11 protein-coding genes are annotated in these 15,271 nt (G+C 40.3%); 9 read left to right on the top strand and 2 right to left on the bottom strand.

Annotated elements, in window-relative coordinates; genetic code table 11:
- The first annotated feature begins 6 nt into the window (after positions 1–6).
- Together WKK05_RS28275 and WKK05_RS28270 are read left to right on the top strand one after the other, a co-directional pair.
- A complete protein-coding gene (locus WKK05_RS28275) occupies positions 7–270 on the top strand; it encodes an AbrB/MazE/SpoVT family DNA-binding domain-containing protein (RefSeq protein ID WP_341526345.1) in 264 nt (87 codons plus the stop codon).
- Positions 257–646 (top strand): type II toxin-antitoxin system VapC family toxin, encoded by a 390-nt coding sequence (locus WKK05_RS28270; RefSeq protein ID WP_341526344.1) that lies wholly within the window; start codon positions 257–259, stop codon positions 644–646. The genes WKK05_RS28275 and WKK05_RS28270 overlap by 14 nt, the downstream gene beginning before the upstream one ends.
- A gap of 216 nt (positions 647–862) precedes the next feature.
- Here WKK05_RS28270 and WKK05_RS28265 read toward each other — a convergent pair whose 3' ends face one another.
- Positions 863–1,162 (bottom strand): hypothetical protein, encoded by a 300-nt coding sequence (locus WKK05_RS28265; RefSeq protein WP_341526343.1) that lies wholly within the window; start codon positions 1,160–1,162, stop codon positions 863–865.
- A gap of 357 nt (positions 1,163–1,519) precedes the next feature.
- Between WKK05_RS28265 and WKK05_RS28260 the strand changes: the two genes are divergently transcribed.
- The 6 genes from WKK05_RS28260 to WKK05_RS28235 all read left to right on the top strand — a co-directional run bounded on the left by WKK05_RS28260 (position 1,520) and on the right by WKK05_RS28235 (position 10,995).
- Positions 1,520–4,297 (top strand): tetratricopeptide repeat protein, encoded by a 2,778-nt coding sequence (locus tag WKK05_RS28260; RefSeq protein ID WP_341526342.1) that lies wholly within the window; start codon positions 1,520–1,522, stop codon positions 4,295–4,297.
- Positions 4,298–4,404: 107 nt separating this feature from the next.
- Positions 4,405–6,846: a CHASE2 domain-containing protein gene (locus tag WKK05_RS28255; RefSeq protein WP_341526341.1), complete on the top strand. Its 2,442-nt coding sequence runs from the start codon at positions 4,405–4,407 to the stop codon at positions 6,844–6,846.
- On the top strand, positions 6,839–7,531 hold the full coding sequence (locus WKK05_RS28250) for a hypothetical protein (RefSeq protein ID WP_341526340.1): 693 nt from the start codon (positions 6,839–6,841) through the stop codon (positions 7,529–7,531). The genes WKK05_RS28255 and WKK05_RS28250 overlap by 8 nt, the downstream gene beginning before the upstream one ends.
- Before the next feature lie 276 nt (positions 7,532–7,807).
- On the top strand, positions 7,808–8,497 hold the full coding sequence (locus tag WKK05_RS28245) for a response regulator (protein WP_341526339.1): 690 nt from the start codon (positions 7,808–7,810) through the stop codon (positions 8,495–8,497).
- Between the two features lie 13 nt (positions 8,498–8,510).
- Positions 8,511–8,687, top strand: a complete 177-nt coding sequence (locus WKK05_RS28240; protein ID WP_341526338.1) for a hypothetical protein — start codon at positions 8,511–8,513, stop codon at positions 8,685–8,687.
- A 184-nt stretch (positions 8,688–8,871) separates the two neighbouring features.
- A complete protein-coding gene (locus WKK05_RS28235; RefSeq protein WP_341526337.1) occupies positions 8,872–10,995 on the top strand; it encodes a S8 family serine peptidase in 2,124 nt (707 codons plus the stop codon).
- 146 nt (positions 10,996–11,141) lie between these two features.
- Here WKK05_RS28235 and WKK05_RS28230 read toward each other — a convergent pair whose 3' ends face one another.
- A complete protein-coding gene (locus WKK05_RS28230; protein ID WP_341526336.1) occupies positions 11,142–11,966 on the bottom strand; it encodes an Rpn family recombination-promoting nuclease/putative transposase in 825 nt (274 codons plus the stop codon).
- A 578-nt stretch (positions 11,967–12,544) separates the two neighbouring features.
- Here WKK05_RS28230 and WKK05_RS28225 point away from each other — a divergent pair.
- The gene (locus WKK05_RS28225; RefSeq protein ID WP_341531214.1) at positions 12,545–15,256 is read left to right on the top strand and encodes a CHAT domain-containing tetratricopeptide repeat protein; all 2,712 of its coding nucleotides are present in this window, start codon (positions 12,545–12,547) and stop codon (positions 15,254–15,256) included.
- The last annotated feature ends 15 nt before the right edge of the window (positions 15,257–15,271 follow it).

Raw genomic sequence — 15,271 nt, 5'->3', positions numbered from 1 at the left:
ACAGAGATGGAAATTATCAAACTGTCTAATGAAGGACAAGTAATTATTCCTGAAGTATTGCGGAAAGCTTATGGCTGGGAAGTAGGGCAGGAATTAATACTAATTGAAATGGGTGATGGGATTCTTCTAAAGCCGAAGAAGTTATTTCCTGAAACTAGTTTGGATGATGTTGCAGGGTGTTTAAAATATCAAGGTAAACCAAAGACTCTCGAAGATATGGAAGATGCCATCCGTCAAGGTGCAGAGGAATTATGGCATGATTACAGTTGATACTAATATTGTAGTACGACTGTTGACTCAAGATAATGAGTTACAGTACCAAAAGAGTTTAGAACTTTTTCAGAATAATCATGTTTTTATACCAGATACTGTCATTTTAGAAATAGAATGGGTTTTAAGATTTGCCTATAAGTTTAAATCAACAGAAATATGTGCAGCATTACAAAAGCTTTTTGGTTTAGCGAATGTTCATCTTACTAATGCGAGTTTAATTACTCAAGTACTGCAATGGCATGAGGCTGGCTTAGATTTCGCAGATGCTTTTCATCTCGCTCAGGCTCAAAATTATAGCCAACTTTATACGTTTGATGAGAAATTTGTGAAACGAGCCAAAGGACTAACAGTTTGCGAAGTCAAAATACCTTGAGTTTAGTTTAGCGATCGCTTTAACTTTATCTGGTTACGTTTTTTGTAACATTAATTATCTCACACAGAGGAGCAAGCGTGTTGTGTGGGTTAAAGTGATCGCTAAATAGTTTAATGCTAAAAAAAATTGGCGTTGCTGAATTTGAGTATGAAAGTCAAAAATTAAAACTCTCAAACTCTTATTCTCTGTGCCTCTGCGTGATACAAATTCATATCTTTACTCAGCAATGCCAAAAAATTGATTAATTTTGGCAAGCCAATGCATTAATGATGCAGGTCGATGCAATGGCATAACCACTCGATGCAATAGCATAACCGACCGATGCAATAGCATAACCGACCGATGCAATGGCATAACCACTCGATGCAATGGCATAACCGACCGATGCAATGGCATAATCACTCGATGCAATGGCATAACCGACCGATGCAATGGCATAATCACTCGATGCAATGGCATAACCGACCGATGTAATGGCATAACCACTCGATGCAATGGCATAACCGACCGATGCATTAACAATCTGAAAAGTTGCATTTAGATCAATACGCTTGAGATAACATAATTTGCATAACTGATAACCTCTGTAAAGAGGTTAAATTGCAACCTCTTTATACCATTTCATTTTAATAATGATACAAATACGCTGCTAGGGGCATGGCAATGCCATGCCCCTACGAGAAATCTATATCTATCAGGTTTTTCGTGAATTGATATTACACGTATAAAATTCGTACAAACAATCTTTGACTCAACTTTGTTGGGTTAAATTTATTAACCGCAGACAAAACTTTTGCATAACCCCCCTAAGCGTGAGAAATATAGAAAGTTAGCAAGTAATTTACTCTCACCCTACTTGGAGGATTGTTTATCGTGGATTACCGTCTTAAATGCCTCTCTCTTGCTACTTTAGTGCTTTCCTTGTCTTTATCTGTGAGTGTTGCTGAATCAAAGACAAGGAAAATTGTGCAAACTCCTCTGACTGCACAGGCGCAAACAACACAACAACGCAGAGACGAAGCATGGCGGCTGACAATATTAGGCGTTCAACAGTTAAATCAAGGAGAGTTACAAGAAGCGTTAAAGACCTTTGAGCAAGCTTTACCCATTCACAAACAAATCGGCGACACAGCAGGGGAAAGCATAACTCTCAACAATATTGGTGCAGTTTATAACAGTCTGGGGCAGTATAGCAAAGCTTTAGAGTACTATCAGCAAGCTTTGGCAATTAGCAAACAAATCAGAGACATCAGCGGTGAAGGGATTACTCTCAATAATATTGGTGCAGTGTACAACAATCAAGGACAGTATGGCGAAGCCTTGGAGTACTATCAGCAAGCTTTAGCTATTTTCACACAAATCAGCGATACAGCAAGTAAAGGAAAAGCTCTCAACAACATTGGCGAAGTTTACATCAATCAGGGGCAGTATAGCAAAGCCTTGGAGTACTATCAGCAAGCTTTAGCCATTGCCAAACAAATTGACGACAAAGCAAGTCAAAGCACATTTCTCAACAATATTGGTGCGGTTTATGACAATCAGGGACAGTATGGCAAGGCTTTGGATTACTATCAGCAAGCTTTAGCAATTAGCAAACAAATCAGAGACATCAGCGGTGAAGGGATTACTCTCAATAATATTGGTGGAGTGTACAACAATCAAGGACAGTATGGCGAAGCTTTGGAGTACTATCAGCAAGCTTTAGCCATTGCCAAACAAATTGGCGACACAGCCAGTCAAGGGCGAACTTTCAACAATATTGGCTTAGTTTACGACAGTCTGGGACAGTATGGCAAAGCCTTAGAGTACTACCAGCAAGCCTTAACCATTCGCAAACAAATTGGTGATGCAGCAGGTGTAGGGGGAACTTTCAACAATATTGGGGCAGTTTACAACAGTCAAAGACAGTATGACACAGCCTTAGTGTATTATCAGCAAGCCTTAGTCATTGCCAAACAAATCGGTGACACCGCAGGTGTAGGGAATGCTCTCAACAGTATTGGTGCAGTTTACAACAGTCAAGGACAGTATGGCAAAGCTTTAGATTACTATCAGCAAGCCTTAGCCATTCGCAAACAAATAGGTGATACAGCAGGGAAAGCTACTGCTCTCAATAATATTGGGGAAATTTACCGCAGTCTCGGACAGTATGGCAAAGCCTTAGAGTACTATCAGCAAGCTTTAGCCATTATCAAACAAATCGGCGACACCGAGGGGGAAGGAAGAACTCTCAACAATATTGGGACAGTTTACAACAGTCAAGGACAGTATGCTGATGCGGAAAAAACTCTATTTGCTGCTATTGAGGTTTTGGAATCTTTGCGAACACGAGAATTAGCTGATGACCAAAAAATATCTATTTTTGAAACACAAGCTCAAACTTACCGTTTTCTACAAAAAGCTTTAATTGGTCAAAATAAAACTAATACAGCATTAGAAATTGCTGAACGAGGTAGAGCTAGAGCTTTAGTAGAGTTATTAGCTTCAAAGATATCCGAAAACCCTGGCAATACACAAACTATCAAACCACCTACCATTGAGCAAGTTAAACAAATTGCTAAAGCACAAAATGCTACCCTAGTCGAATATTCAATTATTTATGAGCCATTTAAAGTTCAAGAAAAAGAAGAATGGCTTCAATCAAAACTTTATATTTGGGTTATCAAACCAACTGGTGAAATTGCATTTAAGCAAGTAGACCTCAAATCCTTAGATATATCACTAACAGACCTTGTGAATAGAAGCCGTGTATCTATAGGTGTTGGAGGTCGCGGGGGTATAAACATCAAACCTACAGGTAAACCAATTCAAAAGCAAAACTTAGAAAAATTGTATCAGGTATTAATTGAACCGATCGCATCTTTTCTCCCGGCAAACCCAGATGAACACGTTATCTTTATCCCCCATGAATCGCTGTTTTTAGTTCCGTTCGTGGCACTGCAAGATAAAGACGGCAAATACCTGATTGAAAAACATACTATTTTAACTGCACCAGCAATTCAAGTATTAGACCTGACACGTCAGCAACGCCAAAGGGTGACAGGTAAAGATGTATTAGTTATAGGCAATCCGACAATGCCTAAAGTGGGTATTCCACCTGTGCAACTTCCAGCATTAGCAGGCGCACAAAAGGAAGCGGTAACAATTGCTGGTTTATTTAAGACTAAACCTATCACTGGCAAAGATGCCACAAAAGCAGCTTTTAAACAAAAATTATCATCTGCCAAGATTATTCATCTGGCAACGCATGGATTGTTAGATGATTCTGATAAGAGTATACCAAATGCGATTGCTTTTGCTCCCTCACCTCAAGATGATGGTTTACTCAAACCAGAAGAAATTGTCGATTTAAAAATTAATGCTGAATTAGTTGTTCTCAGCGCTTGCGATACCGGCAGAGGCAAAATCACTGGTGATGGTGTAATTGGACTTTCTCGTTCTTTGATTATTGCTGGTGCGCCGAGTGTGATTGTCTCATTATGGTCGGTTTCAGATTCACCAACATCAGAATTCATGACTGAATTTTATCAACAGTGGCCGCGAAATCTTGATAAAGCTGCGGTATTAAGAAGCACTATGTTAAATACTATGAAAAAATACCCCAATCCAGCTTATTGGGCGGCATTTACTTTAATTGGTGAGTCTAAGTAATGCTATTTATATTTATGGAAGTAATTTCTTTGTTTCTTGCATCTGATGACTAAAAATCGCTAGAAATTTTATATCTATAAATTTTTTATAAATTTTTTATATTTATTATGAATGTTTCAGCTTTTTACCTAAAAGTTCAACAGCTAGATAAAAAATGTTTATTTGATTTATCTTGGGGTACTGGGCAGAACATTGGTGTTACATTTGCCTATCCTGAAAATCTCACTGCACTATACCAAGAATGGCAGCGTGTTTATTTACGTTTTTATAACACAGCCCTGCGAGGCAGAGTAGAAGAAATTGGCAGTTTGACTACGCCTCCTGTTGATTGGCACGCGAAATTAGTACAAGCAGAAGCACAACTTTTATCTGAATTTCATCATTGGTTACGCAGTGCAGAATTATATGAAATTCGTGCAGCGATCGCTCAAGCAACCAATACAATAAAAACGCCCTATATTGATGTCTTTCTCAGTTGTAATCCTTTAGAATTAGCGCGATTACCGTGGGAAGTCTGGGAAATTGGCATAGAATTTGCTCTAGATGCTCGTAAAATTCGCATTGTTCGTACACCGACAAATAGGCGAGAAACAGTAACTAATTTTAATCGTCGTGATTTACGTAAAGCCAGGATTCTAGCGATTTTAGGAGATGATAGTGGTTTAGACTTTCAAGCAGAAAAGAAAGCTATAGGTTCCCTCACATCTCTAGCTGAAGTTACTTTTGTAGGTTGGCAACCAGGGGAAAGTATTAGTGAATTAAAAACTAAAATTGTGAATGCGATCTCCTCAGATTTAGGTTGGGATATTTTATTTTTTGCTGGTCACAGTAATGAAACAAATTTAACCGGAGGAGAAATTGCGATCGCTCCGAAGGTAGCTTTGTTAGTTAGTGAGATAGAGCAATCATTAACTATTGCCAAATCAAGAGGATTACAAGTTGCGATTTTTAATTCTTGTAAAGGGTTGAGTATTGCTAATAAACTTATTGACTTGGGTATAAGTCAAGTTGCAGTAATGCGAGAACCAATTCATAATTGCGTTGCGGAAGAATTTTTTCTGCGATTTTTGCAAGCATTATCTCAATACGAAGATGTTCACACATCATTATTAGCAGCCTCGAAATATCTCAAGTTAGAAAAGAATCTTACTTATCCTAGCGCTTATTTAATTCCCTCTCTATTTCGTCATCCAGAAGCAGAATTATTTCGGCTAAAACCACTTGGATTTAAGCAATTTCTCAATAGTTTTAAACCCAGTCGTCAAGAAGCGATCGCAGTTTCAGCTTTATTAGTAATTAGTTTATTACTACCAGTACAGAGCTTTTTATTACAGCGACGTATATTAACACAAGCTATCTATCGTCAAATTACAAGACAAGTTGCACCTGCGACAAATCCGCCACCAGTCCTCTTGGTGCAAATCGATGAAGAGTCGATTAGAAAAGCAAATATCTCTAACCCTAAACCAATGGATCGCAAGTATCTAGGAAGTTTAGTTAATCGGCTCAAAGCTGACAACGCTAGAGTAATTGGTATTGATTATCTAATGGATCGACCTCAACCACAAAGCGATCGCATCCTTGCTAAATCTATTCAAACTGCTATAGCCTCTTTGTCCAATCCCACATGGTTCGTATTTGCAGGAACTTACAACGATAATGTCTGGTTAAGAGTGCTACCTGAAATTGCTAGTCTGCATTGGAGTTTAGAAGGCGAAATTGATAATTATCCTTGGTATATGGAACTGTTACCCCATGATAATTTTCAATCTCAGCCTTGGCATTTTGCTGGTTTATTAGCTCTAACGCATCAATTGCAGCAAATCCCTAACGCGCCACAGCCAAGATTAGACAGCAAAACTGACTTATTTCAACAGATTAGTGATTTTTTTAACCATAGTCACAAAGATGCTCAAACCATCTTGACATCAAAGCGAACGCATCTGCAATTAATTACAGTCTTGAGTTATCAAATCCAGCAAACTTGGTTGCATCCCATCATTGACTTTTCCATTCCTCCTCATCAGGTATACCATTCCATCCCCGCTTGGCAACTACTAGAAAATCAAGCTGCTGCTGTAAATTTACAGCAGCAAATTGTGATTATTGCACCCGGAGGATATTACGAAGCTGGAATTGTCAAAGAAGGTGATGATAATTTCCGAGATTCGGAGTCACCACTTGGTATTAAATACTGGCGCTCTCAAGAGCAACCAGCTAATAACAGCACAGTTTTTACAGGCGGTGAATATCATGCTTACATAATCCATCACTTCTTAACACAGAGATTAGTTATACCGATTCCCGACTTATGGGTGATTGGTGTAGCAATATTTTTAGGAAAAAATTTGTATTTATGGATACATATAAACAAGTACAAACGCTGGCAGTTACTGGTACTACCAATACTCATCACAGGGATTTATGGACTGCTTAGTTTACAAGTTTATATTTCAGCAAGTGCAGTACTTTTACCTTGGTTTTTACCATCCATAACATTATGGTTTTATGTTCTACTTACTGTTCTGAGAAGAAAAATTGATGAATAAATTTATACTCTCTACTTCAATTTTATCAGCCCTAACTATCAGTACTTCGGCTGTCTTAGCTAATCAAGCAGTTAACACTAAAAAAACTCCAACACAACAAAGATTTTCTTGGGCAAGTATTGCAGAAGTTCTATTTAATACTAAAAAACCTCCTGTAGAACCGCGCAAAGGTGGTTCTCGTGGTGATATTTGCATGATTTCTCCAGACAAACCCAATAAAACCAGAATTGTCTGGAGCGATCGCCCCTTATTTCTTTGGCAAGGTCGGGTGCAAAAAATAGCACTACGTACTCAAGGTAGCAATAAAGATATTTGGAGCCAAGCGGTGACAACAGAAACTCAGAACATAACTTATACAGGTCAACTACTGCAACCAGGACAAGTTTATGCATGGGTAGTCAACTCATCTATGTTCATTCCGTTTCAGGTGATGGAGGCGCAACAACGCGATCGCATTAGTGCAGAATTGCAGACTCTAGAAAATCAACTTAAAGCCAAAGGAGAACATACCGAAGCGATCGCCCTTGCCAAAGCTAATTACTTTGCCAAAAATCAATTATGGTCAGATGTCTTGCAACAAATTTACTCTGTACCAAAACCTGAGTTAAATCAAATTCGCCAAGAGATTTCTAATAAGCTGTGCAGTACACAATCACTACAGAGCGATAACTCCACAACTCATTAAGGTATCGCTTCAGTACAGCACCGCAAAAATAACTAAACAGTTAAAAGTTGCTTTGATAAGCATCACTGTCTCTTGTCTTGAAAGTGCTAAGTCTAGAGTTATTAATTATTCTCTATGTTCTCCTTGCACTTTGTCATTCATAATAGCGTACGAAATTCATAAGAGAGTGTTCTTTAGGGAGTGGAAATAAAGCAGTGACAAATATGAATTACAAGTAATTATAACTGCCTAAACTGACACTAATTTTAAAAAGTATTGAAATGAGAGTTAGCAAAAATGAACCAAGCTTTACCAAAAGAGACATCAGTTCAAATCTTTTTAATAGATTGTCACGAGATATGTCTAGGTGGAACAATCGAGGTGCTACATTCTCAGTACCCAAACGCTACAATTCTCACTGCTCAAACTGCCGAAAATGCTCTTCATCAATTAACTATTTCCCAACCGGATCTCGTTGTTATTGATATTTACATACCAGAAAAACCTGGAGTAATGGCATCAACTAATGCGGGTATACAACTCCTCAGAAATTTAATGGAGAATTATCCTAATCTGAATATTATTGTTCATAGCGCTCATATTAAGTCAGTGGTGCGGATTATTCCTGAGATTGATGCCCATACAGGAGGTTTTACAGTCGCTGATAAAACTCTTTCGACTAAGGAAATGCTAGCTAGAGTTGATTGGGCATTACAGGGATTAACTCATACAAAAGAGATTAAAGAAATTTACGCGGAATTAGAATTAAAACCAGAGTGGCATAATCTTCTAACTCTAGCCTTTCAAGAAGGATTACAAGATAAAGCGATCGCTCAACGTATCAGTGTATCTGAACGCATGGTGCGTCACTACTGGGATAAATTACAAAACGCTTTGGGTATTGATGGCGAAGAATTAAAAAATCAAGGGAAAAATCTCCGAATAATAACTCAAATTCGAGCTAGAGAAGCTGGTTTAATCGACTAAATTTATTTTCTCTGTGTCCTCGTATAAGCATAGTCTTGAAAAAGCGATCGCGCGTCTTTTTAACACCGAAGCACTCATAGGCTATACCACTACAGAAAGCACAGTTGCACAACGAATGCCGCAAGCAAACACAACAATGCTAAAATATCCCGAACCCTTAAATTGGGCTGCATTTACCTTGATTGGGTAATCGTGAACAATCCAATCGGTCTCTTTGTAGAGACGCGATAAATCTTAGATGGGAGACGCGATAAATCTTAGATGGGAGACGCGATAAATCGCCGTCTCTACAAAGATGGTGACTTATCAAAAAACTGAATTTTGCATATCCTTCCACCGATAGGAGATATATATTCGTAAATTTACTAACACTTATGAAACGCAGCATTACATCTGGGATCTTACTCACTGGTTTTGTTTGGTCTAGCTTGGGTCTGTTTTCCATCCCACCACAGGTTACAGCTATCGCTCAAACTCAAGAAAATGGTAATTTATTTTACCTTTATAAAGGACAACGCATTCCTTTAAATCAACGGCAGGATGCGATCGCAGTTGCTTTTAAAAAGGTGGCTACCCGTCGTCTTGGCGGTCAACCTCTTTACCTGCAACTCCAACAAGCTTTACAGGGTGGCATTCGCGGCACTAATCCGCCGAAAGTCAGTCCTCTCGGTGAGAACTATGCACTGGTGAGTCTGCCAAAAGGAACTGGGGAAGCTTTGCAGCAACGTATTCAACAGCAACCCTATGTGCAAACAACCTTACCAGTGTTGAGTCGCAGCCAACGCCAAGAAATCATTGTTATACCCAATGAAATTATTGTCAGCTTTGAGCCAAAAATCTCTGAAAGTCAGAGACAGACTATCTTACAGCAAAACAATTTAGCAGTCGTGCGTCCCTTGCGTTTTAATCGCGATCGCTATCTCGTCAAATCTACATCTACTGATGCTGCAAAAGTTCTCAGTATTGCCAACCAGCTAAACAGTGTCAAAGGTGTGAGTTCCGCTGCACCCAACTTCATCCAATCGATTACTGAGACTGGGGACTGGCGACTGGGGACTAGGGATGGGGGACTGGGTAAGAGTTTTGCTAGTAATCAATCCCGCAGAAGTATTTCTCCGAAAACAAATTTACTGGGATTAGCATGGCATCTCGACAGCTTACCCTTAAAACAATGTCTGCAACAATCAATATCAGACTGGGAATCACTGCAAACCTGCTTACAACAGCCAAGTGCAGCCACAAAATCTGCTGTTTCTCGCACAGATATCCGCGTCACAGATGCCTGGAAACGTAGCAATGGGGGACGAGGTGTCGTCGTCGCAGTTATAGATAGCCTCATACAGTGGGATCATCCCGATTTGGCAGATAATTTGTACACCGTGAAAGCTGCTGATAAATGTCCAGGGGAAGTTCACGGGTGGGATTTTTCTGCTGGTGGTGATAGCACCGACCCTTGCAACAACGGTGATGCGGATACTCGCATCAATCCTACAGAACTCGCTAGCCTTGGGTCAAAATTTCAGGATACCTTCCAATTATCTGACGCCAAATTAATCCAGCAATATCCGCAAGAAGCGCTGGAGGTGAAGCAACAAAACCCAGATTACTCTCTTGAACAAATTGCTGATGTTCTGCGTTACGTTTTTCGCACTTATAAAGTCGGTGGAGAATTTCACGGTACTTATGTGAGTGGCACAATTGCGGCTAAACCTAAAGATAGTCAAGGAATAGTAGGTGTAGCTCCCAATGCTAAAATTTTACCTGTGCGAATATTCGGGTTGAATGGGAGTTATGTTCCTTCAGCTTACATAGAAGCCATTGGCTATGCAGCCGATCGCGGTGCTGATATCATTAATCTCAGCTTAGGTTCTACCCTACCAACCCAGGGAGAAGAAGAAGCGATCGCTGATGTTCTCAAAGCGAATCCTAAACTCGTAATTGTCGCTGCTGCTGGCAACGAAAACTCCAGTCAGGTATCATTCCCGGCTGCATACACAGGAGTAGTTGCAGTTGGCGCAACCAATATTGTGGGTAATCGTGCGCCTTACAGTAATTACGGCAAAGGATTAGACGTAGTTGCACCCGGAGGCGACCTAGATACACCGGGATTGTTGGGTGGAATTCCCACCACAGGCGGCACTTGGCTGGATGCCTTCTGGCAAGGTATACCAAATCCCAAATCTCGTTGGTCTGCTGTAGTTGATCCGAGAGGTAGATATTGGTGGGTGCAAGGTACTTCCTTTTCTTCGCCAGCAGTGGCAGGGGTAGTGGCATTAATGAAAGGGGAAAATAGAGAAATTAGCCGAGAACGATTAGTTAATATTCTCAAATCTACAGCTAGTTATCAAGGGCTGAACATTACTGAGGAAGATGCCAAACTATATCTTTCTCAGCAAAAACAAGGTGGAGTATCTTCTTCAGTTAAAGAACAACAATATTTCTTTGGTAGAGGACTTGTGAATGCCGATGCAGCAGTTCAAGCAGTGAAGCAAAGGTGATAAAACGGAAAGTATAAGTTAAAAACAAATAGCTATTAGCAGGGTGTGTTAATACGACAGCGTAGCACCCATTATCTGTTGACGGTGCGTTAGGCTTAACGCCGTAACGCACCCTACGAGCTACGAGCATTAATTTGTTATAAATCCTAATTACTTTCTTGTTGCTCAAACCATGTTTCTAAATCAGACACATCTGTAAAATCGAATAATGCTTGTGCTAAATTTTCTAACTGTTCAATAGATAATCCCCGCACTCTTTCAATTAATGATGTGTCTATTGAATTAAAGCGCCGATTAAGCAAAAGTATAATCACCCTTTCTTCACCTTGTTTGTTACCCTTTTGTAATATGTCTTGATAAATTACTGACTCTTGCATAATATCCTCAGTTAATAATTGACGAATCAAATTTTTATCAAACCGCAAACCTGCTAATATTTCTGTGTATCCGGCAATATTTTGTCTTGTATCTCTATCTGAAATTGTAGCGACCCTTTGGGCAACCTGCGATAATAACCCTTGAGGTGAGCTTGTTTGTGTTAATGGTGCTAATGCGAGCAATGCTTGATTATTCAGAAATAGCGCTGAATCTTGTTCCCACATTCGGATGACTCGATAGCGATGCACTGTGGTTTCGTCTACATACTCTTCAAGAAAAGCAACTTCGTCGTTTGTTTCTTGTAAGAAAATTATCACCTGCGTTACAAAAATATTATATTGCCGTTTGAGTCTGACAGAATAATCCAACATTCGGAAGGGAATTGGAGGTGCAGATTTTGTTCTAGTTTGAAATTCGATGTGTAAAATCCGATTTTCTGTTTGCAAAAATGTCACGGAGTCTGCACGAATTGGTTCTATACTCAACTCAGTTTTTAATACTTTGATTTGTTGTGGTTCTACTGGTAATAGCCAGCGAGCAAATTCCAATGGATATTGTTCAGCTAATATTTTACAAACGTTATCAAAAGCCACAGTTAACACTCAGTTCTACTGAATTTATTTTATTTATAAATAAAATAAATCAGATTTTTATGGTGAATTTATGTTTAATGCGTAATTCTTATCAAAGGTTCATTCACGAAGCTTAGAGGTTCATTCGCGAAGCTCAGAGGTTCATTCACGAAGCTCAGAGGTTCATTCACGAAGCTCAGAGGTTCATTCACGAAGCTCAGAGGTTCATTCACGAAGCTCAGAGGTTCATTCACGAAGCTCAGAGGTTCATTCGCAAAGCTCAGAGGTTCATTCACGAAGCTCAGAGGTTCATTCACGAAGCTCAGAGGTTCATTCACGAAGCTCAGAGGTTCATTCACGAAGCTCAGAGGTTTATTTATGAGCCAACAATGTTGTGCGATCGCTTAATTTTCTTCTAAAACGGTTGAGATACCTTGATTCGCATTGCCCTCACAATAATAAGCCGCCCTTTTTAACAAACAAAACTTTTGACAATCGCCTCTGTTCACTCTTGCACTGTGTATCTAATTTGCATATCCTTCAGCAGGTGAGACATATATCTCCTTAGATTCCCTGCTTTACTCTTGACTTCAAAATCTATGCGCGATCGCAAACTTAGTTTAACCGCATTGATCACTCTCCTCTTGACTATTTCACTGCCGATTGCAAATTTGCCTCCACTATTCCAAGCGTCGCTGGTATTGGCGCAAACACCACAAGACCGCAAAGCAGAAGCAGATCGACTGTTTCAGCAAGGTAAGGAGCAGTTTCAAATCAACCAATTTGAGGCTGCATTACAATCTTGGCAACAAGCACTAATTATCTATCGAGAAATTAAAGACCGTAAAAGGGAGGGACAATCTCTGGGCAATCTGGGAAATGCTTACTATGCCCTTGGAGACTACACCAAGTCGATTGAGTACCAGCAGCAGAGTTTGGCGATCGCTAGGGAAATCAAAGACCGTAAATGGGAAGGACAATCTCTGGGCAATCTGGGAAATGCTTACCAAGCCCTGGGAGACTACAGCAAAGCCATTGACTACCACTCCTCAAGTTTGGCGATCGCCAAGGAAATTAAAGACCGCAACGGTGAGGGAAAAGCTCTGGGTAATCTGGGAATTGCCTACAATTTCCTGGGAGACTACGCCAAGGCGATTGAGTACTACTCCTCAAGTTTGGCGATCGCCAAAGAAATTAAAGACCGCAACGGTGAGGGAAAAGCTCTGGGTAATCTGGGAATTGCCTACAATTCCCTGGGAGACTACGCCAAGGCGATTGAGTACTACTCCTCAAGTTTGGCGATCAAAAGGGAAATCAAAGACCGTTTAGGGGAGGGTCAATCTTTGGGCAATCTGGGACTTGCTTACGATTCCCTGGGAGACTACGCTAAGGCAATTGATTACCACCAGCAGAGTTTGGCGATCAACCGAGAAATCAAAAACCGTTTAGGCGAGGGACAATCTCTGGGCAATCTGGGACTTGCTTACTATTCTCTAGGAGACTACAGCAAAGCCATTGACTACCAACAGCAGAGTTTGGCGATCGACCGAGAAATCAAAGACCGTTTAGGTGAGGGACAATCTCTGGGCAATCTGGGACTTGTTTACAATGTCTTGGGAGACTACGCTAAGGCAATTGAGTACTATCGGCAGAGTTTGGCGATTGCACGAGAAATCAAAGACCGTTTAAGTGAGGAACAATCTCTGGGCAATTTGGGACTTGCTTACTATTCCCTGGGAGACTACGCTAAGGCGATTGAGTACTATCGGCAGAGTTTGGCGATCGCACGAGAAATCAAACACCTTAATGGGGAAGGATTAATCTTGAATAATTTAGGATTGGCTTTCTACAAATCTAGCAATCTTGCAGAAGCAGAAAAAACCCTACGTACTGGGATTGAGGTCTTGGAATCTCTGAGAGGAAGATTGGGTAAGAATGATAGCTACAAAGTATCAATCTTCGAGGAACAAGCTCGCACTTACCGCATATTACAAGAAGTTCTAATTGCTCAGAATAAAACCAAAGAAGCGTTAGAAATTTCTGAACGAGGACGTTCTAGGGCGTTTGTGGATTTATTAACTTCACGCTTGGAGAGCAAAAATGCAGGTCAAACCTCAGAACGTCCTGTTGATAAACCGACGATATCGCTATTGCAACAAATCGCCAAACAACAAAACGCCACTCTCGTTGAATATTCGATTATTTATGATAAGTTCAAAATTCAGGGTAAACAAGAAACTCATGAATCAGAACTCTACATTTGGGTAATCAAACCCACAGGTGAAGTTACCTTCCGCAAAGCTGACCTGAAACCACTGTGGCAAAAAGAAAATACAACTCTTGACAACTTCGTTATCACTAGTCGTAACTCCATCGGTGCAATAAGTACAGCTTTTCGCGGTGCTATTGATGTAGTTGGCAAACCCAATGCACCCAAAGCCAAAAACAATTTAAAGCTAAAGCGTCTACACGAATTATTAATCAATCCCATCGCTGACTTATTACCCAAAAATTCTAGCGACAGAGTTATCTTCATTCCCCAAAGTAGCCTATTCCTCGTCCCCTTCGCCGCATTACAAGACGCAGACGGTAAATACCTGATTGAAAAACACACTATTCTCACATCACCATCAATTCAAGTTTTAGACTTAACCCACAAACAGAAACAACGAATCAGCACAAAACCCATAGAAGGCAAAGATACGCTGATTGTAGGTAATCCAACAATGCCTTTTATCGCACCTAAAATCGGCGAAACTCCGCAACAATTACAACCTTTACCTGGTGCAGAACAAGAAGCGATCGCCATTAGCAAATTACTCAAAACTCAACCTCTCATCGGCAATAAAGCTACAGTTGCAGCTGTAATGCAGCGTTTACCCAAAGCGCGATTTGTTCATTTAGCAACCCACGGTTTATTTGATGATATCCAAGGATTAAATAGCGGTATTGCTTTAACTCCATCAGGTAAAGATGATGGTTTATTAACTGCCTCGGAAATCCTCGACCTGAAGCTAAATGCCGAGTTAGTCGTGTTAAGTGCTTGTGACACTGGACGGGGACGCATTTCCGGGGATGGGGTAATTGGTTTATCTCGTTCCTTAATTAGTGCTGGTGTACCCAGTGTCCTAGTGTCGCTGTGGTCAGTTCCAGATACGCCCACAGCACTATTAATGACGGAATTTTATCAGAATCTTCAAAAAAATCCTGACAAAGCCCAAGCACTGCGGCAGGCGATGCTGACAACGATGAAAAATAATCCAAATCCCGTTGATTGGGCAGCTTTTACCCTTATTGGGGAAGCAGAATAGTTTAACTAATTCGTA

The organism is Nostoc sp. UHCC 0302, assembly GCF_038096175.1.
Taxonomy (GTDB): domain Bacteria; phylum Cyanobacteriota; class Cyanobacteriia; order Cyanobacteriales; family Nostocaceae; genus UHCC-0302.
This window is presented reverse-complemented; position numbering and strand designations above follow the sequence as displayed.